Origin of the sequence: Streptomyces sp. NPDC028722 (genome assembly GCF_040637655.1) — a bacterium.
In the GTDB taxonomy this organism is placed as follows: Bacteria; Actinomycetota; Actinomycetes; order Streptomycetales; family Streptomycetaceae; genus Streptomyces.
On the sequence record NZ_JBEZWU010000028.1, the window covers coordinates 52,392 to 75,297 of the forward strand.

At 73.7% G+C, this 22,906-nt stretch carries 15 protein-coding genes; 6 read left to right on the forward strand and 9 right to left on the reverse strand.

Translation table 11 applies throughout. The features are described 5' to 3' along the window. Positions 1-22: 22 nt before the first annotated feature. The 3 genes from gcl to AB0F03_RS31365 form a co-directional block, all read right to left on the reverse strand. On the reverse strand, positions 23-1,810 hold the full coding sequence (gene gcl, locus AB0F03_RS31355) for a glyoxylate carboligase (protein ID WP_361998055.1): 1,788 nt from the start codon (positions 1,808-1,810) through the stop codon (positions 23-25). A gap of 346 nt (positions 1,811-2,156) precedes the next feature. Further along, positions 2,157-3,782: an AMP-binding protein gene (locus tag AB0F03_RS31360; protein ID WP_361998057.1), complete on the reverse strand. Its 1,626-nt coding sequence runs from the start codon at positions 3,780-3,782 to the stop codon at positions 2,157-2,159. Then, positions 3,779-5,452 carry an AMP-binding protein gene (locus AB0F03_RS31365; RefSeq protein WP_361998060.1) on the reverse strand — a complete coding sequence of 558 codons (1,674 nt, stop codon included), beginning with the start codon at positions 5,450-5,452 and terminating at the stop codon, positions 3,779-3,781. Before AB0F03_RS31365 ends, AB0F03_RS31360 begins: the two co-directional genes overlap by 4 nt. A gap of 114 nt (positions 5,453-5,566) precedes the next feature. Between AB0F03_RS31365 and AB0F03_RS31370 the strand changes: the two genes are divergently transcribed. The 3 genes from AB0F03_RS31370 (at position 5,567) to AB0F03_RS31380 (ending at position 10,424) form a co-directional block, all read left to right on the forward strand. Next, positions 5,567-6,397 carry a helix-turn-helix transcriptional regulator gene (locus tag AB0F03_RS31370; RefSeq protein ID WP_361998142.1) on the forward strand — a complete coding sequence of 277 codons (831 nt, stop codon included), beginning with the start codon at positions 5,567-5,569 and terminating at the stop codon, positions 6,395-6,397. Between the two features lie 152 nt (positions 6,398-6,549). After that, entirely contained in the window at positions 6,550-9,393 is a 2,844-nt protein-coding gene (locus AB0F03_RS31375) for an AAA family ATPase (protein ID WP_361998063.1), read from the forward strand. A 239-nt stretch (positions 9,394-9,632) separates the two neighbouring features. Continuing rightward, on the forward strand, positions 9,633-10,424 hold the full coding sequence (locus AB0F03_RS31380; protein ID WP_361998066.1) for a serine protease: 792 nt from the start codon (positions 9,633-9,635) through the stop codon (positions 10,422-10,424). A gap of 111 nt (positions 10,425-10,535) precedes the next feature. On the opposite strand, the gene AB0F03_RS31385 is transcribed toward AB0F03_RS31380, so the two are convergent. Continuing rightward, complete coding sequence (locus AB0F03_RS31385; RefSeq protein ID WP_361998069.1) at positions 10,536-11,660, reverse strand: winged helix DNA-binding domain-containing protein; 1,125 nt, start codon at positions 11,658-11,660, stop codon at positions 10,536-10,538. A 155-nt stretch (positions 11,661-11,815) separates the two neighbouring features. On the opposite strand from AB0F03_RS31385, the gene AB0F03_RS31390 reads away from it, so the two are divergent. Then, positions 11,816-12,964, forward strand: a complete 1,149-nt coding sequence (locus AB0F03_RS31390) for a magnesium and cobalt transport protein CorA (RefSeq protein ID WP_361998072.1) — start codon at positions 11,816-11,818, stop codon at positions 12,962-12,964. Between the two features lie 36 nt (positions 12,965-13,000). Here the strand turns inward: AB0F03_RS31390 and AB0F03_RS31395 are convergent, their stop codons facing one another. The 5 genes from AB0F03_RS31395 to AB0F03_RS31415 are packed head-to-tail and all read right to left on the reverse strand — an operon-like array spanning position 13,001 to position 21,186. Beyond that, a complete protein-coding gene (locus tag AB0F03_RS31395; protein WP_361998075.1) occupies positions 13,001-14,320 on the reverse strand; it encodes an extracellular solute-binding protein in 1,320 nt (439 codons plus the stop codon). Next, a complete protein-coding gene (locus AB0F03_RS31400; protein ID WP_361998078.1) occupies positions 14,317-15,393 on the reverse strand; it encodes a hypothetical protein in 1,077 nt (358 codons plus the stop codon). Before AB0F03_RS31400 ends, AB0F03_RS31395 begins: the two co-directional genes overlap by 4 nt. Continuing rightward, positions 15,390-17,219 carry a VWA domain-containing protein gene (locus AB0F03_RS31405; RefSeq protein ID WP_361998080.1) on the reverse strand — a complete coding sequence of 610 codons (1,830 nt, stop codon included), beginning with the start codon at positions 17,217-17,219 and terminating at the stop codon, positions 15,390-15,392. Before AB0F03_RS31405 ends, AB0F03_RS31400 begins: the two co-directional genes overlap by 4 nt. 29 nt (positions 17,220-17,248) lie before the next feature. Continuing rightward, positions 17,249-19,498: a tetratricopeptide repeat protein gene (locus AB0F03_RS31410; protein ID WP_361998083.1), complete on the reverse strand. Its 2,250-nt coding sequence runs from the start codon at positions 19,496-19,498 to the stop codon at positions 17,249-17,251. Beyond that, a complete protein-coding gene (locus AB0F03_RS31415) occupies positions 19,495-21,186 on the reverse strand; it encodes a trypsin-like peptidase domain-containing protein (RefSeq protein WP_361998086.1) in 1,692 nt (563 codons plus the stop codon). Before AB0F03_RS31415 ends, AB0F03_RS31410 begins: the two co-directional genes overlap by 4 nt. Positions 21,187-21,385: 199 nt before the next feature. Here AB0F03_RS31415 and AB0F03_RS31420 point away from each other — a divergent pair, with 199 nt between their 5' ends. Together AB0F03_RS31420 and AB0F03_RS31425 are read left to right on the forward strand one after the other, a co-directional pair. After that, a complete protein-coding gene (locus AB0F03_RS31420) occupies positions 21,386-22,204 on the forward strand; it encodes a polysaccharide deacetylase family protein (protein WP_361998089.1) in 819 nt (272 codons plus the stop codon). Positions 22,205-22,313: 109 nt separating this feature from the next. Then, positions 22,314-22,754, forward strand: a complete 441-nt coding sequence (locus AB0F03_RS31425) for an SRPBCC family protein (RefSeq protein ID WP_361998091.1) — start codon at positions 22,314-22,316, stop codon at positions 22,752-22,754. The last annotated feature ends 152 nt before the right edge of the window (positions 22,755-22,906 follow it).

Sequence of the window (22,906 nt, forward strand, 5' to 3'; positions counted from 1 at the left end):
CCCCTTGTCCGTGCCGGGCGGGTCAGACCTTCAGGGGCCTGACCGACGTCGGCGCGTGGCCGGGCTCGGTGGCCAGGTCCTCGAACTCGGAGATGTCGCTGATGTCCATGGTGCGGCTCATCGAGATGTTGGTGATCCGCTCCAGGATCGCCTCGACGACGACCGGCACCCGGTACTCGGCGGCCAGCTTCTTCGCCTGTTCGAAGGCGGCGCCCAGCTGGTCCGGCTCGGTGACCCGGATGGCCTTGCAGCCCAGGCCCTCGGCGACCTTGACGTGGTCGACGCCGTAGACGCCCAGCTCCGGCGCGTTGATGTTCTCGAACTCCAGGTTGACCTGGAAGTTGATGTCCAGGCCGATCTGGGCCTGCCGGATCAGGCCGAGGTAGGCGTTGTTCACCAGGACGTGCACGTACGGGATCTTGTGCTGGGCGGCGACCGCCAGCTCCTCGATCATGAACTGGAAGTCGTAGTCGCCGGAGAGCGCGACGACCGGCGCGTCCGGGTCGGCCTTGGCGACGCCGATCGCGGCCGGGACGGTCCAGCCGAGCGGGCCGGCCTGGCCGCAGTTGATCCAGTGGCGCGGCTTGTAGACGTGCAGCATCTGCGCGCCGGCGATCTGGGAGAGGCCGATCGTGGTGACGTACCGGGTGTCCGGGCCGAAGGCCCTGTTCATCTCCTCGTACACGCGCTGCGGCTTCATGGGCACGTTGTCGAAGTGCGTACGGCGCAGCAGCGTCGCCCTGCGCTCCTGGGTGGAGGCAACCCAGTCGGAGCGGTCCGGGAGCCGGCCCGCCGCCTTCAGTTCCTTCGCCACCTCGACGAACAGCTCCAGCGCGGCCTTGGCGTCGGAGACGACCCCGTAGTCCGGCGGGAAGATCTTGCCGATCTGGGTGGGCTCGATGTCGACGTGGACGAACGTGCGGCCCCGCCGGTAGACGTCCAGCTTGTAGCCGGTGTGGCGGTTGGCCCAGCGGTTGCCGATGCCGAGGACGAAGTCGGACTCCAGGAAGGTGGCGTTGCCGTACCGGTGGGAGGTCTGGACGCCGACCATGCCGGCGTTCAGCTCGTGGTCGTCGGGCAGCGTGCCCCAGCCCATGAGGGTGGGGATGACCGGGGTCCGGGTCAGTTCGGCGAACTCGGCCAGCAGGTCGGCGGCGTCGGCGCCGATGACGCCGCCGCCGGCGACGATGACCGGGCGCTCGGAGTCGAGCAGGTAGGAGATCGCCTTCTCGATCTGGGCGCGGGTCGCGGCCGGCTTGTAGACGGGGAGCGGCTCGTACGTCTCCACGTCGAACTCGATCTCGGTGAGCTGCACGTCGATCGGCAGGTCGATCAGGACGGGGCCGGGCCGGCCCGAGCGCATCAGGTGGAAGGCCTGCTGGAAGACACCGGGGACCTGCGCGGCCTCCAGGACGGTCACCGCCATCTTCGTGACCGGCTTGGCGATCGAGGCGATGTCGACGGCCTGGAAGTCCTCCTTGTGGATGACGTGCGTCGGCGCCTGGCCGGTGATGCACAGGATCGGGACGGAGTCGCCGATGGCCGAGTACAGACCGGTGATCATGTCGGTGCCGGCGGGACCCGACGTGCCGATGCAGACGCCGATGTTGCCCGGTCGGGTGCGGGTGTAGCCCTCGGCCATGTGCGAGGCGCCCTCGACGTGGCGGGCGAGGGTGTGGCTGATGCCGCCACCTTCCTGGAGGGCCTTGTAGAACGGGTTGATCGCCGCGCCCGGCACTCCGAAGGCGTCGGTGACGCCCTCGCGCTTGAGGATCTCAACTGCCGCGCGGGCAGCGGTCATACGGGCCATCGAGTACTCCTGCTTCGGCTGTCGGATGCGTACTCCCGTCGCGCCCCGCGGCGAGCACGGTCTCCAGTGGTCGACCTTCCACAATATTTCGCATTGTGGAATACTACTTCTACTATCTGGAAGTAATGTAGGTGGACCGGACAGGGGCGTCAAGGGTGGTCCGCGAAGCGGCGAGCGCCGGACGGGAGTGCGGGGAGAGGAGCGGCGGGACGGGAGGCCACCGGGCGCCGGTCACACCGTCCCGGTCACCGGCACGCCGAACGGGCCCCGGCCGAGCACGCCGCCGACAGCGCGCTCGTCCGGGGCCCGCCGTGGAGCCCTCAGTGGGTGATCGGTCCCCGCCGTCTCACGCCCCGTACGTCTCCCGGAGCTCCACCTTGCGCACCTTGCCCGACACCGTCATGGGGAAGGAGTCGAGGATCCGCAGCCTGCTGGGGATCTTGTAGTGCGCGAGCCGGTCCGCGCAGAAGGAGCGGAGGTCCTCCAGGGTGAGCGGGTCCGCGGGGTCGGCCGGGATGACACAGGCGAGGACCTCCTCGCCGTACCGCTCGTGCGGCACCCCGACGACCTGGACGTCCCGGATGCCGGGGTGGGCGTGGAGGAACTCCTCGATCTCGCGCGGGTAGATGTTCTCGCCACCCCGGATGATCATGTCCTTGATCCGGCCGACGATCTCCACGTATCCGTCCTCACGCATCACCGCGAGGTCCCCGGTGTGCATCCAGCGGCCCGCGTCGATCGCCTCGGCGGTCTTCTCCGGCTCGTCCCAGTAGCCGAGCATCACGCTGTAGCCGCGCGTGCACAGCTCGCCCGCCGTCCCCCGGGGCTGGGTCACCCCGGTGGCCGGGTCGACCACCTTGACCTCCAGATGGGGCAGCACCCGGCCGACGGTGGCGGTGCGGTGCTCCAGGTCGTCCTCGATCCGCGTCTGCAACGACACCGGGGACGTCTCCGTCATGCCGTAGCAGATGGAGACCTGCTCCATGTGCATCTCGCCGACCACCCGCTTCATCACCTCCACCGGGCAGGGGGAACCCGCCATGATGCCGGTGCGCAGGGAGGACAGGTCGTAGGAGGCGAAGTCCGGCAGGTTCAGCTCGGCGATGAACATGGTCGGGACGCCGTAGAGGGACGTGCAGCGCTCACGCTGTACGGCGTCCAGGGTGGCCGCGGGGTCGAAGGAGGGGGCCGGGACGACCATGCAGGCGCCGTGCGAGGTGGCCGCGAGGTTGCCCATGACCATGCCGAAGCAGTGGTAGAACGGCACCGGGATGCAGATCCGGTCCTGCTCGGTGTAGGCGACCGACTCCCCCACGAAGTAACCGTTGTTGAGGATGTTGTGGTGGGAGAGGGTGGCGCCCTTCGGGAAGCCGGTCGTGCCCGAGGTGTACTGGATGTTGATCGGGTCGTCGCAGGACAACGAGGCTTCCCTGGCCCGCAGTTCGTCCCGCAGTGCGTCCGACGGACGCGCCCCGCGCGCGGTGAACGCCTCCCAGCCCGGGTCGCCGATGTACACGGTCTCCCGCAGCCGCGGACACGCGTGCCGCACCTCCTCGACCATCGCCCGGTAGTCGCTCGTCCGGTGCCGCAGGGAGGCGAACAGCAGGGAGATCCCGGCCTGGTCGAGGACGAACCGCAGCTCGTGCGTGCGGTAGGCCGGGTTGATGTTGACCATGACGGCACCGACCCGGGCGGTGGCGTACTGCACCAGCACCCACTCGGCGCAGTTGACCGCCCAGATGCCCACCCGGTCGCCCCGGGCCACCCCGCTCGCCAGCAGCGCGCACGCCAGTTCCTCGACGTCGGCGGCGAACCGCGCGTACGTCCAGCGCCGCCCGGACGGCACGTCGACCAGCGCCTCGCGGTCCGGCCACGCGGCCACGGCCCGGCCGAGACCGGCGCCGATCGTGTCGCCGAGCAGGGCTGTGGTGCCCGTCCCGTGGGCGTACGACAGTCGAGGGGTCACCGTCATCTGAAGTCCTCCTCGCGGTACTCGTTCCGTGAGCCCGCGGCCGTCGCCTCGCGCAGCTCGATGCGGCGGATCTTGCCGGAGACGGTCTTGGGCAGCGCGCCGAACTCCAGCCGCCGGATGCGCTTGTAGGGGGCGAGCACGCTGCGGGAGTGCTCGAAGAGGATCTTCGCGGTGCCGGGGCCCGGTTGCCAGCCCGCGGCCAGGACGACGTACGCCTTCGGCACGGCGAGGCGCAGCTCGTCCGGGGCGGGCACGACGGCCGCCTCGGCCACCGCCTCGTGCTCCAGCAGCGCGCTCTCCAGCTCGAACGGGCTCACCTTGTAGTCGGAGGCCTTGAACACGTCGTCACTGCGCCCGACATAGGTGAGATACCCCTCTTCGTCGCGGGAGGCGATGTCACCCGTGCGGTAGTAGCCGCCCGCCATGACCTCCGCCGTGCGGTCGGGGTCACCGTGGTAGCCGGTCATCAGGCCGACCGGGCGCTCGGTGAGGTCGAGGGCGATCTCCCCCTCGGTGACGCCGGGCGCGCCGGAGACCGGATCGAGGAGTTCCACCCGGAATCCGGGGCTGGGACGGCCCATCGAGCCCGTCTTCACCGGCTGGCCGGGGCTGTTGGAGACCTGCACCGCGGTCTCGGTCTGCCCGAAACCGTCCCGGACGGTCACGCCCCAGGCCCGGCGGACCTGCTCGATGACCTCGGGGTTGAGCGGCTCGCCGGCCGCCAGCGCCTCACGGGGCGGGGTGCGCAGCAGGCCCAGGTCGGCCTGGATGAGCATGCGCCACACGGTGGGCGGCGCGCAGAACGTGGTGACGCCGGCCCGGTCCATGCCGGCCATCAGCCGGGCCGCGTCGAAGCGGGTGTAGTTGACGACGAAGACGGTCGCCTCGGCGTTCCACGGAGCGAACAGGTTGGACCAGGCGTGCTTGGCCCAGCCCGGCGAGGAGATGTTCAGATGCACGTCACCGGGTTTCAGACCGATCCAGTACATGGTGGCCAGGTGCCCGATCGGGTACGAGGTGTGGGTGTGCTCGACCAGTTTGGGGCGGGCGGTCGTACCCGAGGTGAAGTAGAGCATCAGCGGGTCGTCGGCGAGGGTGGGGCCGTCGGGGAGGAACTCGGCGGAGCCCGGGTAGGCGTCCTCGTACGGCTCCCAGCCCTCCTCCGGCAGGCCGCCGACCGCGATCCGGGTGTAGGCGCCGGGCACGTCGGCGAACTTGGCCGTGTCCTCCGCCCGGACGATCACGTGCTTCACGCGGCCCCGCTCCACCCGGTCGCGCAGGTCGGCCGGGCCGAGCAGCGGGGTGGCCGGGATGACGACCGCGCGCAGTTTCATCGCGGCCAGCGCGGTCTCCCACAGCTCCGCCTGGTTGCCGAGCATGACGAGGACGCGGTCCTCGGCGGCGACCCCGCGCTCGCGCAGCCACCGGGCCACCCGGTTGGAGCGGTCGGCCAGTTCGGCGAAGGAGAGCCGGGTCTCGGTGCCGTCCTCCTCCACGATGTGCAGCGCGGTCCGGTCGTTGCCGTCGGCGATCACGTCGAACCAGTCCAGCGCCCAGTTGAAGTGCTCGGGCCGCGGCCAGGCGAACCCGTCGTAGGCGGTGGCGTAGTCCTCGCGGTGCTCCAGCAGGAAGTCCCGGGCGCCCCTGAAGGCGTCGGTCGCCGTCGTCATCTGTCCTCCCATGTTCCCGGACCATTGCCGGGCGGCTCTCCGGCATCGTCTAATCCGTGATGCAGGTCTCACTACCCCCGAACGGGGGTGAGGACTGCCGAAGGGGCGGACAAGGTGACGGCGGACCCGGTGAGCGAGGTGGTGATCGGTGGCGCGCTGGCCCGGCTGCGGCGTGCGACGGGCCTTCCGGTCGCCTTCGGCGGGCTGGTGGAACCCGGCCGGCCGCGGATCCGCATCAGCGAGCTGAGCGGCACGACCACGGCCTCGCTGCACGCGCTCGTGGTCACCTCCGGCAGCGGGCTCGGCGGCAGGGCCGTGGCGCTGGCCCGGCCGTGCGCGGTGACGGACTACTCCAGCTCCCGGCAGATCAGCCACGAGTACGACGTGCCGGTGGCCGCCGAGGGCATCCGCTCGGTGCTCGCGGTGCCGGTCGTGGTCCGGCGCCGGGTGCGCGGGGTGCTGTACGGGGCGCTGCGCTCGGCCGAACCGCTCGGCGACCGCACGCTGGGCGCGGCGGTGGCGGCGGCGCGGGACGTGGAGCAGGCGCTGGTGGTGCGGGACGAGACGCGGGGGCTGCTGGCCGCGGGCCGGCCGGAGCCGGACCGCGTCGACCGGGGCGCGGAGTGGGAACAGGTGCGCGAGGCACATGCCGCGCTGCGGGCCCTGGTCCCCAGGATCACCGACCCGGGTCTGCGGGCCGAACTCCTCGCCGCCTGCGGGCTGCTGACCACGCCGCCACGAGCCGGCGGCGTGACCCTGGCGCCACGCGAGCTGGACGTGCTGTCCTGGGTGGCGGCGGGCGCCACCAACACGGCGGTGGCCGAGCGGCTGGGTCTGCGGCCGGAGACGGTCAAGGGTTACCTGCGCTCGGCGATGCGGAAGCTGGGCGCCCACACACGAGGAGAGGCGGTGACCGCGGCCCGCAGGGCGGGACTGCTGCCGTAGCGCGGAGACCGGAAGGAAACCTGCCATTCATGCGGCGGTGCTTTGAATTTCCCTCTGCTCGACCGTTTGTTATTTCCCTCACCACGGCTTCCGTCCGAATTTCCAGGATCGTTGCCTAGAATTTGGCCCGGACACGACACACGAGGGGAGCGGTGACCGTGCGACGGGACTTCCAGGAGCCTGCCAGGTGCCGCCCCGACCTGGTCATCGGCCGCGAGGAGCTGTTCACCGGCGCCCGCGGGCAACTCGCCTCCGGGGGCAGTGTGCTGCTCCACGGCCCCGCCGGAATAGGGAAATCCACCGTCCTGCGGGCATTGGCCGAGGATTACGGCGCCACCGCCCGCAGGGTCTTGCGCTGCTCGGCGACGGAGTCCGAATCCCACCTTCCGTTCCTGGCCCTCGCCGACCTCCTCGGCCTGGTCCTCGACGACATCGCCCCGCGCCTGCCGGCCGCCCAGCGCACCGCCCTGGAGTCGGCGCTCACCGGCCGCGGCGAGTCCAGCCTCCAGCGCGACGGCCTCGCCCTGCGCCTGGCCGTGCTCTCCGCGCTGCGCGCCCTCGCCGCCGACGGCCCGGTGCTGATCGTCGCCGACGACCTCCAGTGGCTCGACCCGGCCAGCGCCGAACTGCTCGGCTTCGCCGCCCGGCGCCTGGAGGGCACCCCGGTGCAGCTGCTCTGCGCCGTACGCACCGAAGGGCAGAGCAGCCAGGAGTACGACCGCCACCTGCACTCCTGCCCGCCGGACACCCTCGCCGTCCGGCTCGGCGCGCTCTCCCGCACCCAGACCGCCCAGTTGCTCGGCCACCGCGGCCACGGTGGCCTGTCCCGGTCCACGGTCCGCGAGATCCACCGCACCAGCGGCGGCAACCCGCTGTTCGCGCTGGAGCTGGGCCGCGCCCTCGCCGAGAGCCCCACCCCGCCCCGCCCCGGCGAGCCGCTGCCGGTGCCGACCTCGCTGCGCGCCCTGGTCCTCAGCCGCCTGGACATGCTGTCGGTGGAGGCCCGCCGCACCCTGCTGGTGGCCAGCGCCGGAGCCCGGCCCACTCCGGCGCTGCTGCACGCGGCCGGCCGGGAGAACGCCGAGGCCGAGTGTGCCCAGGCCGCCGAACTCGGGCTGCTGGCCACCGAGCCCGACGCGCCGGCCGTACGGTTCGCGCACCCGCTGATATCCGCCGCGCTGTACGCGGAGACCCCCGCCCAGGAGCGACGGGCCGCGCACGCGGCGCTGTCCACCGCGGCCTCCGACCCCATCGAACGGGCCCGGCACCTGGCCCTCGCCACCACCGGCACCGACCCGCGGGTCGCCGCCCGGCTCGCCGAGGCCGCGGCCCTCGCCCGGGACCGCGGCGCACCCTCGGTCGCCGCCCAGCTCGGACTGCTCGCCGCCCGGCACACCCCCGCCGACGGGACACCGCGGCAGGAGGAGCGCCGGCTCCAGGCCGCCGAGGACGCGATCACCGCCGGCGAGGTCGACCTGGCCCGGGACATCGCCCGCGAGGTACTGAGCCGGGCGACCGTGGCCGCCGACCGGGTGCGGGCCTGGATGATCGTCATCGACAGCGCCGGCCACACCATGGCCGAGGTCGACGCCGTCTTCCCGCAGGCCCTCTCCGACGCCGGCGAGGACCCCCGGCTGCTCGCCCTAGTCCATTACCAGCTGGCCTGGCGGGCGCTGATCGTGGAGGGCGACTTCACCGAGGCCCGGGAGGCCGCCGCGCACGCCGCCGGGCTGGCCGCGTCCGGCGGCGACCGGCGCACCGAACTGCTCTCCCTCGCCTTCCAGGCGCAGACCGAGACCCTGATGGGCCATCCGGAGGCGCCCCGCACCATCAAGCGGGCTCTGCGGGAACCCCAGGACCCGCGGGTCGCCTGGCATCACAACGGCGCGGGCAGCGCCCGCTTCCGCTGGCTGGTCATGGGCGACCAGCTGGCCGAGGCCCGGGCCACGGTCACCGCACTGCTGCGCGAGGTCCGCCGGCGCGGCTCGGTCGAGAGCGAGGTGCACTTCCTGCGCGGCCTCGCCGAGACGGAACTGCGAGCCGGGCACTGCGGGCGCGCGCTCGACCTGGCCCGCGAGAGCCTGCGGCTCGCCCGGGACTCCGGCATCGGCGAGACCGCCTCCGCGATGCTGACCTCGCTCGCGGAGGCCTCCGGCGGCGACGTGGACCGGGCGCTGGCGCTCGCCCGGGAGGCGGTGGAGCACGCCGAGGAGGACGGCGACCAGATGTATCTGTCGCGGGCCCTGGGTGCCCTCGGGTACGCCCAACTGGTGGCCGGGGACCCGGCGGGCACCGTCCGTTCGCTGCGCCGGGTGCGCGGGCTGGAGCTGGCGCTCGGCATCACCGACCCGGCCCGGGGCCGCTGGCAGGGTGACCTCGCCGAGGCACTCGTCCGGACGGGTGAGCCCGGCGAGGCGCAGGACGTCCTCGACGTCAGCCGCGAGCACGCGCTGCGGCTCGGCCGGGAGAGCGTCCTCGCCGTCCTCGACCGGTCCGAGGCCCTGGTGCGTGCCGCGCGTGGCGACCTGGAGGCCGCGCTCGCCCAGCTGACGTCCGCTCAGGACCGGCTCGGCAAGCTCGGCTACGGCCTGGAGGAGGCGCGGGCCGCGTTCGCGCTGGCCGGGCTGCGGGGCAGGCGCCCGGCCGAGGGGGCGCCCCGGACCGGTGCGGCCGACGTCTTCGACGAGGCCGCCCGGATGTTCCGGCGCTGCCGGGCGCTGCCCTGGTTGCGCCAGGTGGACGAAGCACTCGCCACCCCCGAGCGGGAAGTGCCCCCGGCCGTGCCGGAGGCGCTGCACGCCCTGGACGGGCTCGCCGCGATGGAGCGTCAGGTGGCCGCGCTGGTCATGGAGGGCGCCACCAACCGGGAGATCGCCGCCCGGCTGTTCATCAGCGTGAAGACGGTGGAGGCGACCCTGACCCGGGTCTACCGGAAACTGGGGATCCGGTCGCGCGTCGACATCGTCCGATTGGCGGCAGGTCACCGCGCGAACTGAGCAGCGCCCTTGTTAACTGAGCCGGACCGAGGGTTTTCCCTCACCCAACCCCCTAGGGGGTTCCCTCATTGGGAGCCGAGGGTTCCGGGTCCTAGCGTAAAGGGCGTGCCGCTCGCCCGGGCACATGGGGGTCGGTCCCCTCTTCGAGCTCCCGACCGTGCTCGAGCAGGGGACCCCCGCCCCATGCACTCCCCACACCCGCGCGACCCCCACCGGTGCAACCCCCACTGAGGAGACTCATGTTCGGGACCCTACGTGTGAGAAAGACCGCCGCGACCCTGGTGGCCACCGCCGCCGCCGCCACGACCGCGCTGCTCGCCGCGCCGACGGCGAGCGCCGCCCCCCAGCCCGTCGTCGGCGGGACGACGACCACGACGACCGCGTACCCGTTCATGATGCAGATCACGGACGCGTCCCAGAACCAGTTCTGCGGCGGCACCCTGGTGGCGCCCAGGAAGGTCGTGACGGCCGCCCACTGCATGGTCGGCGAGACCACCGCAGGCGTCCGCGTCGTCGGCGGCCGGACCTACCTCAACGGCACCAACGGCACGGTCGGCAAGGTCAGCAAGATCTGGATCAACCCGGACTACTCCGACGCCACCAACGGCGACGACGTGGCCGTGCTGACCCTGTCGACGTCGATGCCGTACACCACGGCGTCGTACGTCTCCTCCACCCAGACGGGCGTCTACGCGGCCGGCACCACGGCCCGGATCCTCGGCTGGGGCACCACCTCGGAGAGCGGCGGCTCCTCCAACCAGCTGCGGACCGCGACCGTCCCGGTCGTGGCCGACTCCAGCTGCCGTTCCTCCTACGGTTCGGACTTCGTCCAGTCCGACATGGTCTGCGCCGGATACACCTCCGGCGGCGTCGACACCTGCCAGGGCGACAGCGGCGGTCCCCTGCTCATCGGGGGCGTCCTGGCAGGGATCACTTCCTGGGGCGAGGGGTGCGCGGAGGCGGGCTACCCGGGTGTCTACACCCGGCTGGCCACCTTCTCGGACCTGGTGACCGCGCAGGTCAACTCGTGACCCGGAAGACTTCCCGAGCACACCTCGGGTAACCGCCGGGGGGCGTTGCGGGCCACCACGAGCGGCCCGCAACGCCCCCTCTCCAACATCCCTCTCCCCGCTGTGTCCGGCTCACCGCCGCACGGCCGCGGAGAACCGGATGTCGTACGACCGGCCCGGGTGCAGCACGCGCAGCAGCCGCTCCCCCTCCTCGGCCACCTCCTCGCGCGCGGCCTTCGGCAGCGTGCCGAACGGCTCGATGACCAGGGCATCGGTGTCGAGCCGCCACAGGCCGGCCAGGAAGCCGTCGACCAGGAGGGTGCGGTGCGCCTGGTTGCCCGTCCGGTTCCGGCCCCGGTGGGCCGGCGGTACGACGCGAGTGCGGTCGGCGTGGGAGAGCAGGAGGTTGTCGAACTCGGGCAGGAAGCGGGGCGGGGCCGGGCAGGCCGGGTCGGGGCGCGGGGCGTCGGGAAGGTCGAAGAGTTCCACGCCGGCCGGGTCACGGAAGGTCAGCAACCGGGAGCGCAGGCTTTCGAACACGGACCGCAGGCGGGTCAGTCCGGCCCAGGCCTGCATGTCCCGCACGGAGGCGGGCCCGAAGGCGGCGAGATAGCGCAGGACCACGGACTCCGCGGTCGGGGCCGGACCGGCGGGTCGGCCCAGCCAGTGCTCCGCGGTGGTGAGGGCGACCTGGCCGCTCTCGTCCCACAGGCCGCGCGGGGTGACCTGGACCAGCGGAAGCGTGCAGCGGGCGGCGACGCCGAGGGCCTGCGGATCGGCGTCCGGCCACACGGCGCCGAGGTCCTGGCGCAGCTGGGCCATGGTCCGCGGCCCGGCCTCGACCAGCTCGCGGGCGACGACGGCGAGGCGGTCCAGGTCGACGCCGGCCAGTCCGGTGCGGAAGCCGCCCAGCTCGCGCCGGCGGGCCGGCTGGACGAAGAGCCGCAGGGCGAGGCAGTCCTCGGCGGTGTGGGTGTGGATCGTGGAGCGCAGGGTGACGGTACGGGCGACCCGACGGCCGGCCATGAGGGTGGACAGCCGTTCCGGCGCGAAGCCGTCGAGGCGCGCGGCCAGCGCGTAGTACGGGGGCCGGGTGTTCTGGGCCTGGAGCCCCAGCAGGTGGCCGACCGCGTCCAGGACGGACCGCCCGGAACGGTGCAACAGGAGCTGCCGGGCGAGGGTGGCGCGGTTCAGGGCCCGGGCGTCGAGGACCGGAACGGCCGCCGCGCCGCTCTTCGTCGCACTGTCCGTCGTCATGACCGCATGGTGACACCGATCGCGGACACCTTCGGTCCGCTACTTCCGCCGGGATCCGCACCGTGGCTTCCGCCGGTCGCGGCGGGCCGCGGATATCCTGCTGGTAGCCGCGCCGGGTGAGCACGCCCGGCGCGGGCACCACCGGGAGGCGGCCGATGCCCGAGCGACCCAACGGCAGGAACGGCGGCCGCAGGTCCGGCTGGCGCCGCGCCCTGGCACCGGCCCAGCCCTCCGCCGCCGGGCCGCCCACGTCCTCCCCCGCAGCGGCCGGGGCCGCCGACCCGGCGGACGTCGTACGGGCCGTGCTCTACCGCGACGGCGTCCGCGTCTCCTCACCCGCCACCCTGGCCGAGACCTACCACGAGCTGCGCGAGCAGCCGAGGGGCATGGCCTGGATCGGTCTCGCCCGGCCCACCGGCAGCGAACTCCATTCCCTGGCAGCCGAGTTCGATCTTCACCCGCTGGCCATCGAGGACGCCATGGAGGCCCACCAGCGGCCCAAGCTGGAACGGTACGGCGACACCCTGTTCGTCGTGCTGCGCGCCGCCCGCTACCTCGACGCCCCCGAGGAGGTCGACTTCGGCGAACTGCACGTCTTCGTCGGCCCCGACTTCGTGATCACGGTCCGGCACGGCGACGCCCCCGACCTGTCGGCGGTCCGCCGCCGCATGGAGGACGCACCCGAGCTGCTGGCACTCGGCCCGGAGGCGGTGCTGTACGCGATCCTGGACGCGGTGGTCGACGGCTACGCGCCCGTCGTGGCCGGCGTCCAGAACGACATCGACGAGATCGAGACCGAGGTGTTCCGCGGCGACCCCGAGGTCTCCCGACGCATCTACGAACTCTCCCGCGAGATGGTCGAGTTCCAGCGCGCCACCCGCCCCCTCGTCGGCATGCTGCACGGCCTGATGGCCGGGTTCGCCAAGTACGAGACCGACGAGGAACTCCAGCGCTACCTCAGGGACGTCGCCGACCACGTCACGCACACCAGCGAACGCGTCGACGGCTTCCGCCAGGCCCTCACCGAGATCCTCACCGTCAACGCGACCCTGGTCACCCAGCAGCAGAACGCGGAGATGCGGGCCCTCGCGGAGGCGGGCTTCGAACAGAACGAGGAGGTCAAGAAGATCTCGTCCTGGGCGGCGATCCTGTTCGCGCCGACTCTCGTCGGCACGATCTACGGCATGAACTTCGACCACATGCCGGAACTGCACTGGCTGTTCGGCTATCCCTTCGCGATCGGCCTGATGGCGGTGGTGTGCACCGCCCTGTACCTGGTGTTCAAGCGGCGGGACTGGCTGTAGGGGAGCGCAGCGGCCGGCGGGGACACGCCGGCCGGTTCACGGCACGCGGTCGCACACCGAGGGCACCCAGGTCAGGCCCGGGGTGCCGCTGAGGGTGTCCAGGGAGCGCAGCAGGGCGTCCAGGTGGCGGGGGTGGGCGAGGAACTCGATGGTCGCCTCGGCGAACGCGTCGCGCACCGAGGGCGGCATCGCGTCGGAGGCGTCGAAGCAGTGCACCGCGTGGTCGTCGATGAGGATGCCCGCGAGGGAGCGGTGCCAGGCGGGACCGGCGCTGCCGGGGGCGGGCTGCGCACCGGCGTTGACGGAGAAGCCGGACTCCGCGACGCTCCAGGCGCGTTGGGCGTCGGCGGAGGCGAGGTAGCGGATCAGCCGCTCCGCCTCCGGGGTGGCGTGCAGCAGGGCGACCAGGTCCCCGGACACCTCCCACGCGCCGTTGCCGGTGGCCCCGGGGATGCGGCGGGCGGAGGGTTCGTACCGGCCGTCGGCGCGTTCCCAGCGGGTCTTCTTGCGGATGAACGACGCCTGGTGTTCCAGGGTGCAGCCGCGCGGAACCGTGGTGATCGGCTGGGACGCCCCGCCGTACGGGGTCAGCAGGGCCCGCCGGACGAGATCCCGTTCGCCGCCGGCGCCGACCAGCTCGCCCCAGGTCGTCCACGCCCGTCGGACCGCCTTCGAGCGCCAGGACAGGTCGCCGCGCGCCCACTGCGTGTAGACGCGCGGACCGGACTGCTGGAGCAGGATGTCCTCGATCCAGTCCGTACCGGGCCAGCCGCTGGTGGCACCGGAGCCCATGCCGACACACCACTGGGCCGGCTGCTTCGCCGCGTCGGCGCGCTGCTGTGCGCCTACACCCGCCGGATACCAGACGATGCTCTTCAGGTCGGCCTTGAGCGGGAACCAGTACACGTGGCCGTCCGCGAGCGGCGTGGCCCAGGACGCCCCGAAGGCGCCGCGCGGGACGAGGCCCTCCAGGGCGACGAGGTTCTTCTGCCGGGCGTACTCGGCGAGTTCACCGGGGCCGGTGAGCACCACCACGTCGGGCGGCGTCCCGGCCTCCACGTCGGCGCCCAGCACCTGGCTCTCGGCGGAGCTGCCCTGGTACTCGACCCGGATGTGGTACTCCCGCTCGAACGGCTCGATCACCGCCTTGCGGAACCTCGTTTCGTCGTCGTCGGTCCAGTTGGCCAGCAAGGTGACGGTGGGCTCCCGCCCGAGGGTGCGCACGCCCACCACGACGGCCGCCACCAGGACGGCCAGACAGGCCGCCACCAGCGTCACGATGCGGACGAGGCGGCGGGAGGGGCGGGGGCGGCGCCCGGGGGCGGCCGGCGCGGGACCGCTGTGCCGCGCGCTCACCGGGGCCTGAACCGGTAGTCGTCCATGTGCCGTCGCAGCCCCGTCTCGGCCAGTGCCATGAGCAGGACGCCTCCTATCAGGATCCACCCGGCGGCTGCCGCACGGAAGCCGGTGTGCGCGAGGTACGAGGCGGTGTGCCGCCCCGCGTCGGTGATGTCCGGTCCGTCCAGCCGGCGTCCGAGCAGGGCGCGGGTGTCCGCCATGCCCTGCTGGGTCCACACGGTGAACAGCACGGTGACGGCCACCCCGCCGAGCAGCAGGACGCCTGCCGCGATGAGGTGCCGGTTGTAGCGGCGCCGGAAGCGGCGGCGGAGGAAGAGCTGTGTCTCCACCAGCGCGGCGGCCAGAGCGAGGGCCAGCAGCAGCGTCACGGTCCAGGCGAGCCACAGCAGCGGGCCGAACGAGGTCTGCCGGTGCACGGCGGCGCGCTGCTGGCGCTGGAGGGCCGTCAGCCGGGCCTGTATCCCCGAGCCTTCATCGCTCAGGATGCTGGTGGCGTAGCGGCGGTACGCCTCGCGCAGCACGTCCTCTTCCGGCTGGAGCTGGGACTGCTGCACCTTCACGGCGTACACGGTGATCAGCCCGGCGACCGTCAGCAGGGCCTGCCGGCCCGCCGGGCCGCCGACGTCGTCACCGGCGGCCGCCGCGAGGCTGTGCGCGGCGACCGAGATCTGCTTCTGGAAGTCGCTGGTCGGTGCCGCCGCTCCGGCGTCCCGCTGGGCCTGGCCCAGGGCGTACTGCGCGGTGTCGAGGGACAGCACCGCCGGGGCGCTGGCGGTGCGCAGCGGATCGGCGTCGCCGTGCACGCCCTGGTACGACAGGAACAGGGAGAGGGTGAGCAGGACCGACAGGGCCAGCAGCAGGCGGTGGCGTACCGCGAGGTCGTACGCGGTCGTGCTGCCGCCGTCCGGCGGGCGCCGGCCGGCACCGAGGAGCCGGGTGAGCGGGTTGCGGTCCGCCCGGGCGGCTGCGCGGCGGTCGGCCGTCCGCGCCCGCCCGCGCGGCGGCCACGGCCTCCCGGACCCGCCGGTGCCCCCGCCGGCACCGGCCGACGTCGCCTCGCCGCCCTTCACTCCGACGCCTCCCTCAGCCGCCGCCCACAGGCACCCCCGCAGTACACGGACTCGGCCGGCCCGAGCCACCGACACCCCGGACACTCCACAAGCCCGTCGGCACGCACGGGAACGGCGGGGACGGCGGGGACGGGGGCATGGGGAGCATCCGGGGTGCCGGGGCCGCCGGGTAGGACGGCAGGAGCGACACCGGCTCCCGCCGGTACAGGGGCGTCGGCCTCGGGGAGCGGTGGGTCGTCGGCCTCGGGAGGCAGGGAACCATCGGGCGTGTGCGATGCGGGGGCGCCGTCGCCGGAGCGTACGGGGACACCGCCACCGGGCGGTGCCGGCACGCCGGCCCCGGACCCGGGCGACAGGCGGGCGTCCGCCCCGGGTGATGCGGGCACAGCATCCCCAGGCGGTGCGGCCGCACCGTCCCCGGGCGGTACCGACACACCACCCACCGGCCCGGACCCCCCACCCCCGGCCGTCCGGGCCGGTGGGGTGGTCAGGGCGCTGGAGAGGATCAGGTGTTGCCAGTCGACGTCCTTGAGGCCGGGGCGGACGCGGCCGGTGCCCGGTGTCGCCTCGATGCGCCGGAGCGCGTCGCGGAGTGGGGCGTCGCCCAGTTCGTCGGCCAGGGCGAGCGCCTGACCGAGGGCGTGGTCGGCCGTGGCGCTGCCGTCCGGGCCGCGCAGCCAGGCGCGATAGGCACGGGCGACGGCGGCGCCGGCCTGCTGGTACCGCTCGTGGCGGCGCACGCCGGGATACTGCCGGGAGGCGTCGCGCGGGTTGTCGGTCCAGCGCACCAGGACGGGCTGCGGTGCGGGCAGCCGTACCGGTCGGCCGAAGCCGGGCAGGACGATCTCCACGGCGGCGAGCTGGAGGTCCTCGTCGGTCTCGCGGCCGGTCGGGTCGGCGGTCAGCACGACCTGGAAGTGCCGTACCTCGTCGCCCCAGGCACGGGTGACGTACTCCACGGCGCGCCCGCCGGACCCGGCCGGGACGGCCGGCAGGTCCTGCTCGGCGGGCACCACCTGCTTGACCTGGCGGATCACCGTGCCGGGGGTGGGGGTGAGCCGGATGCGCAGTTCGGGCACCGCCGTCCCGAGCAAGCCGGCCATCAACTCCTCGTAGGCGGAGGTCAGTTCGGATTCGGCGCGGACGGCGTGGGCGCGGCCGTGCAGCCGCCGGGTGATGCGCAGCAGCAGTTCGGCGTCCCAGTCGTCGCCGATGCCCCAGGCGTCGCAGACGAAGCGGCCCTCGCAGGCGCCGAGCGCGGTGTCCAGGGGCATGGCGGCCCGGTGGTCGTGTTCGTTGCGCCCGTCGGTGAGGAGCAGGACGTGTTTGACGGGCGCGGGGTGGTCCTTGAGCAGCCGCCGGGCGAGGTCGAGCCAGGTGCCCAGGGCGGTGCCGCCGTCGGCGTCCAGGATGCGTACGGCTCGTTCGGCGGCCTCGCGTTCGGCGGGCCCGGCGACGGCGAGCACGGGCCGGTCGGGCCCGGGGTGGACGAGGGTGGCGTCGAACCGCCCGGAGAGGACGGCGAAGGCGGTTCCGTCGGGCAGCATCCGGACCGCCGCCGCGGTGGCGTCCTTCGCGGCGTGCAGCTTGGCGGCGGGGTGGAGCATCGAGCGGGAGGTGTCGACGATCAGCACCTCGGCGAGCGCGGGCCCGGTGCCCGGCGCGGGCGCGCCGGTGTGCTGCGGGCCGGGCCGGCTCCTGACCCCGATCTCCAGGATGGCGTGCATCTCCTGTTCGGGCCGGCGTCCGGACACGTCCGGCACGGCGGGCAGTTCCTTGTGCTGGCCGACCGCGAGCGTCACCTCGGTCTCCTCGGCCACGGTCATCGCTGCCTCTTCCCGGGAGTGTGAGTGGGTCAGAAGGTGGTCATCGGCCGGACGGCGTGGGCCAGGTCGAGCAGCCGGCCGTGTTCGCCGGCGGTGCGGGCCTGCGCGGCGAGCTGCCGGAAGGACTGTTCCAGCAGGGTGCGCAGGCTGTTCTCGTCGCCGGGGCCCAGGAGGTCACCGGCGGGGAACTCGGGGCCCCAGCCGGGAGCCGGGCGGCTGTGCAGGGTGTTCTCCCGGACCTCGGCGACCAGCCGGGCCCGGGACTCGCCGGCCGCGGCCCCGCCGTCGAGGCTGAGCCGGGGCAGCCGCTGGGCGGCGTCCCGCAGGCCGGCCGGGGTGGGCGGGGTGCCGTGCAGGACGCCGGCGCGGACGCGTACGGCCGCGATGCGGGCGGCGTCGTGGTGGCGGGAGGTGGCGGGGACCTCGTCGAGGACGTGGACGGCGGCGTCCCGGTCGCCGCCGGCGAGGTGGCCGCGGGCCAGGCCGAAGGCGGCGGGGGTGTGCGCGGAGTCCCGTTTCCATACGGCCTCGTAGAACCGCATGGCCCGGGCCGGGCGTCCGCCGCCGGTGCGCTCGGCGCAGTAGCCGAGGGCGAGCTTGGGCACGTACTCGCCGGGCAGGGCGCGGTAGACGGCGTCGAAGCGGCCGCCGGCCAGGGCCACTTCGCCCTTGCTGAGATGGAGGACGCCCCGGTGCCAGGCGATGCGCCAGTCGTGGGCGGCGGCGCGTTCGCCGAGCTGTGTCTCGGCCTCGGCGAGCCAGCTCTCCGCCGCCTGCTGTTCGCCTTTCCTGAGGTAGGCGCGGCACAGCCACAGCGCGGTCTCGGGGGTGCCGAGGCGGGATTCGCGGGGCCACTGCCGGGCGACGCGGTCGGGGGCGTCGGGCGGGAAGGTGTCCAGCAGCAGGGCGGCGCCGTCGTCCGGGTCGGGGACCGGTTCGGGCAGGGCGCCGGCGGCCTCCGCGGCGGGGGGTGGGGAGACGTCCAGGCCGGCGGGCCGCTCACCGGGGCGGGCGGTCCAGTGGTCGAGGGCCGGGATGGCGCCGAGTCCGGCGTCGAGGCTGGCGCCGGTGGCGCGGAACCGGGTGGAGCTCTCCGGCAGTTGCTCGCCGAACTGCAAGGAACGGTATTCGCGCAGGACCTCCCAGAGCTGGCGGGACATCTCGGCCGCCGAGCGGAACCGGGCGCGGGGTTCGGCGTGGGTGGCGCGGTCGACGAGGCGGCGGAAGGAGTCGGGGGCGAGGCCGCGGGCGGGCTGGGTGTCGCGGGCCAGGGCCTGGAGGGTCATGCCGACGGTGTAGAGGTCGCTGTCGACGTGCCAGCCTCGGCGGTCGATCTCCTCCTGGGGCGGGGCGAAGCCGGCGGTGTGGACGTAGGCGGAGGTGCGGTCGCCGATGGCGCGGACGGCGCCGAGGTCGACGACCTTGACCGCCCGGCCGAAGTGGATGACGTTGGCGGGCTTCATGTCGCAGTGGAGCAGGCCGCGTTCGTGCATGTACTGGAGGGCGCCGAGGATCTTGCAGCCGTAGGTGAGGACGTGGTCGAGACGGGGGCGGCCGTGGAAGATCCGTTCGGCGTCGTCGGCGTCGAAGAGCTGCTGGAGGGAGCGTCCGCCGATGTAGTCCATGACCAGGTAGCCGGTGGGCGGGTGGCCGGCGGCCCGGTGCTGGGTGTAGGTGATGAGGCGGACGATGTCGGGGTGGTGGAGGTCGGTGAGGGAACGGCGTTCCTCGACGGCGGCGTGGCGGGCGAGGTCGTCGCGCACGTTGATCTGGCCCTTGAGGACGACGCGGTGTCCGTCGGCGTCGGTGTCCTCGGCGAGGTATATCCAGCCGAGGCCGCCGTGGGCGAGGCAGCCGAGGACCTTGTAGTGGCCGGCGACGACGTCGCCCGGGGCGAGCTGGGGCAGGAAGGAGTACGGCGTGCCGCAGCGGGGGCAGCGGCCGGTGTCGCGGGCGGGCTGGCCGCCGTAGCCCACGCCGATGATCATCGTGCAGCCGTCGGCGCCGCAGCGGCGGCCTCCGGTGGGCGGGCGGGGGTCCTTGACGAGCACGTCGTCGGGGACGGGCACCTCGGGCAGGACGACGAGTCCGTGCTGGTCGAGTCCGCCGATGCCGGCGACGGCGTGGACGGCCGCCGGGCCGGCCGTGTCCTCGATGGTGGTGACCGGTGGCGGCTGCGGCGGTGCGGTGCGCGGCTCGGCGTGCCGGTGGCCGCAGGTGCCGCAGTAGCCGGTGACCATGATGCGGCCCGCGCAGCCGGGCCGCAGGCACGAGGTCACGACGCGCCCTCCTCTTCGGGTGCGGGGGCGGAGCAGAAGCCGACGAACGCCTCGACGGCCGTCTCGGCCCGTTCGATGTCGCAGGGGGTGTGCCGCAGCAGCGACAGGGCGTGTTCGTAGAGCCGGTAGGCCTCCACGACCCGGTCGCCGTGGGCGGTGGCCCGCTGCCGGCACAGCGGCCATTCGGCGCCGACCCGGCCGAGGAGTTCCTCACGGCGGCGCAGCCGGGCGTCGAGCATGCCGACGGCCTGTTCCAGGCGCCGCCTGCGGCGGCCGACGGCGTCCTCGAAGGTGAACAGCAGGTCGGCGCGCCCGGGTTCGCGTTCGTGGTCCGGGGTGTGGGCGACCCAGGCGCACAGCATGCGGGTGCGCCGTACGCCGGCTTCGGCCCGGTCCAGCAGGTGCCGGGTGCCGGGCGCGGGCAGCACGCGGTCCCGGCGTACGTCGAGCGCGGGCCCGAGTTCGTCGGTGATCCGGCGGAGTTCGTTGTTCAGGCGCGTCCAGCGCTCGCGCAGCGGGCGGTGGACGAGCAGGTCGGTGGCGTGTGCGGCGCGCTCACCGGGGCGGCGGAACACCAGCAGCAGCCTGGCCCCCTGCCGGGCGAGCCGGTCCAGCAGACCGAGCACGGCGTCGGGTTCGGCGGCCTCGTCGACGGCGACGAGGACGGCGGCGAGCGGGAGGCGCAGGGTGCCGAGCCGTTCGGGCCGGGGGTCGTCGCGGATGCCGAGGCGTTCGGCGATGCGGTCCATGACCTCGGCGGCGGTAAGTTGCGTGACGTCCAGGGCGAGATCCTGCGCGCCGGCGGGGGGCACGGTCTCGGGCGGGTCGTGGCTGACGGCGCTGGTGTTGCGGTGGGTGCGCAGTTCCCGGTCGGCGAGGGTGACGGCTCGTTGCAGGGTCCAGGCGCGGTCGCCGGCGGCGGGGACGACGGTGACGAGCACCGGCCAGCCCGCGCCGCGGAACCAGGCGGTGAGTTCGGTGGCGAACGGGAGGTCGAGCCGGCCGGTGGGGCCGCCGGTGTCGCTGCGCAGCCGCGGGTCGACGGCCTCGGCGCCGTCGGTCCAGGCGGCGGCCTGCGGGAGGTGGCTGAGAATGGTCTCGGTGGGGCTCATGTAGCTGAAGGCGTAGCCCGGTCCCTCGTCCACGCTGAGGACGATGCCGATGACCTGGTCGGTGGCGTGGTCGACGACTCCGCCGCCGCTGAAGCCGGGGGCGGCGAGTTCGCCGGGGGTCAGCGGGCGCAGCTGCACCTGGCTGTCCCGGCCGCGGGCGGCGACCAGGGTGGCGCCGTGCCAGCGTCCGCCGTCGTCACCGTCGGGGAAGCCGTACATGCTGACGGGCCCGTGGGGTGCGGCGAGCCGGTAGAGCCGGGTGGTGTGCTCGGCGGGCAGCGGTGCGGCCAGCCGCAGCAGGGCGAGGTCGCCGCTGCGGTCGCCGAAGGCGTCCCGGCGCTGGGGTACGTGTTCGTCGGCGCGGACCGTGGCGGCGACGGCGGCGAGGCCGGGTACGCCGACGAGGCGGACGGTGTAGCGGGGGCCGGGATCGACGACGTGACCGGCGGTGAGGACCCGGTCGGGGGCGAGGAGCACGCCCGCACCGAGGACCCGGCCGTCCGGCGCCTCGATGCGCGCGATCCAGGACGGTGTCCGTAAGCGCGATGTGACGACTCGCTCCCCCGTGCGCGTCATGCCCTTGAGGTTACTCCGCGTACCCGGCCGGTACCACTGGTGTGCACGGGGTCGTTGCACCGGTGCGGGAGCGGACGCCGGGGGGTGGGTGCACGGGCGCGGGAGCGGGCGCCGGGGTGGGCGAGCGACGGCCGGATCCGCGTTGCCGCAGGTCAGACATTCGCACATCTGTACTATACACGCAGTGTATAGTCCGCCCATGCCTCTTTCGACCGACACGACCTCCACGCCGGACCACGCGACCAGGAAGACGCGCGTGGCGGGCCGGAGGTTCCCTCTCCCCGCCCTCGCGTCCGCCGCGGCCTGTCTGACGCTCACGCTGTCCGGCTGCGCCCAGGTCGACACGACCGCGCCCAGCACCGCCCGCGCCGCGGCGGTGCACGGGGCACCGGCCCGGCTCGGCACCGTCGACTGCCGCGAGGCCAAGTGCATCGCGCTCACCTTCGACGCGGGCCCCAGCGAGAACTCCGCCCGCCTGCTGGACATCCTCAAGGAGAAGAAGGTCCCGGCCACCTTCTTCCTGCTCGGCAAGCGGCACATCGAGAAGTACCCGGAGCTGGTCCGGCGGATGGCGGACGAGGGCCACGAGGTGGCGAGCCACACCTGGGACCACAAGATCCTGACCCGGATATCCGACGCGCGGATACGCGAGGAGCTGAAGCGGCCGAACGACGCCATCGAGCGGCTCACCGGGCACAAGCCGACGCTGATGCGCCCGCCCCAGGGCCGCACCGACGCGAACGTGCACGCCATCAGCAAGGAACTGGGCCTGGCGGAGGTGCTGTGGAGCGTGACCGCCAAGGACTACACGACCACCGACTCGGCGCTCATCACCCAGCGGGTCCTCGACCAGGCCTCCCGGGACGGGATCATCCTCCTGCACGACATCTACCAGGGGACCGTGCCGGCCGTACCCGGCATCATCGACGCGCTGAAGGCGCGCGGCTACGTCTTCGTGACGGTCCCCCAGTTGCTGGCGCCCGGCAAGGCCGAGCCGGGCAAGGTCTACCGTCCCTGACCCCGCGGGCCGGGCCACGCGTACGGCCGCGCCGGGCGACCGTTGCTCCGGACAGGTGACCCGGGGGCGAACGCGCAGGTGAACGGCGCCGGTTGCCTACGATCGTGCCGTGCCCTTCTTCTCTTTCGAACGCACCGTGCCGCTCCCGCTCGAGGAGACGTGGCGCCGGCTCACGGAATGGCCCCGCCACGCCGACGCGGTCCCGCTGACCCGGATCAAGGTGCTCACGCCCGCGCCGACCCGGGAGGGCACGCGCTTCGTGGCCCGCTCGGGCGTCGGCCCGCTCGCCTTCGACGACGTGATGGAGGTGACGGTCTGGCACCCGCCCGCCGACGACGAGGCCGGCCTGTGCCGGCTGGAGAAACGCGGCCGGGTGATCCTCGGCTGGGCGGAGATCGAGGTACGGCCGGGGCCCGGGGGCCGCAGCCGGGTGGTGTGGCGCGAGGAGCTGTGGGTGCGCTTCCTGCCCCGCGCCTTCGACGGCGTCCTCGGGCAGGTGTCCCGCCGGATGTTCGGCCGGGCGGCGAACCGACTGCTCCGACAGGCGTGAGGCGACGGGCGACGGCCGCGAGGCGACAGGCGCCGGCCGCCAGGCCCGAGGCGACAGGGGTGAGGACGGGGGCGTCCCGCTGGCCGCGGTGACGCGGCTGGGCGAGCGGGCGGACCCGTACCGGGCGGCCGAGGCGCCCGGCCCTACGCGCT

Coding starts and splice junctions, on each gene's coding strand:
- gcl (WP_361998055.1), bottom strand. CDS start 1,810: ATGGCCCGTATGACCGCTGCCCGCGCGGCAGTTGAGATCCTCAAGCGC.
- AB0F03_RS31360 (WP_361998057.1), bottom strand. CDS start 3,782: ATGACGGTGACCCCTCGACTGTCGTACGCCCACGGGACGGGCACCACA.
- AB0F03_RS31365 (WP_361998060.1), bottom strand. CDS start 5,452: ATGACGACGGCGACCGACGCCTTCAGGGGCGCCCGGGACTTCCTGCTG.
- AB0F03_RS31380 (WP_361998066.1), top strand. CDS start 9,633: ATGTTCGGGACCCTACGTGTGAGAAAGACCGCCGCGACCCTGGTGGCC.
- AB0F03_RS31385 (WP_361998069.1), bottom strand. CDS start 11,660: ATGACGACGGACAGTGCGACGAAGAGCGGCGCGGCGGCCGTTCCGGTC.
- AB0F03_RS31390 (WP_361998072.1), top strand. CDS start 11,816: ATGCCCGAGCGACCCAACGGCAGGAACGGCGGCCGCAGGTCCGGCTGG.
- AB0F03_RS31405 (WP_361998080.1), bottom strand. CDS start 17,219: ATGACCGTGGCCGAGGAGACCGAGGTGACGCTCGCGGTCGGCCAGCAC.
- AB0F03_RS31415 (WP_361998086.1), bottom strand. CDS start 21,186: ATGACGCGCACGGGGGAGCGAGTCGTCACATCGCGCTTACGGACACCG.
- AB0F03_RS31420 (WP_361998089.1), top strand. CDS start 21,386: ATGCCTCTTTCGACCGACACGACCTCCACGCCGGACCACGCGACCAGG.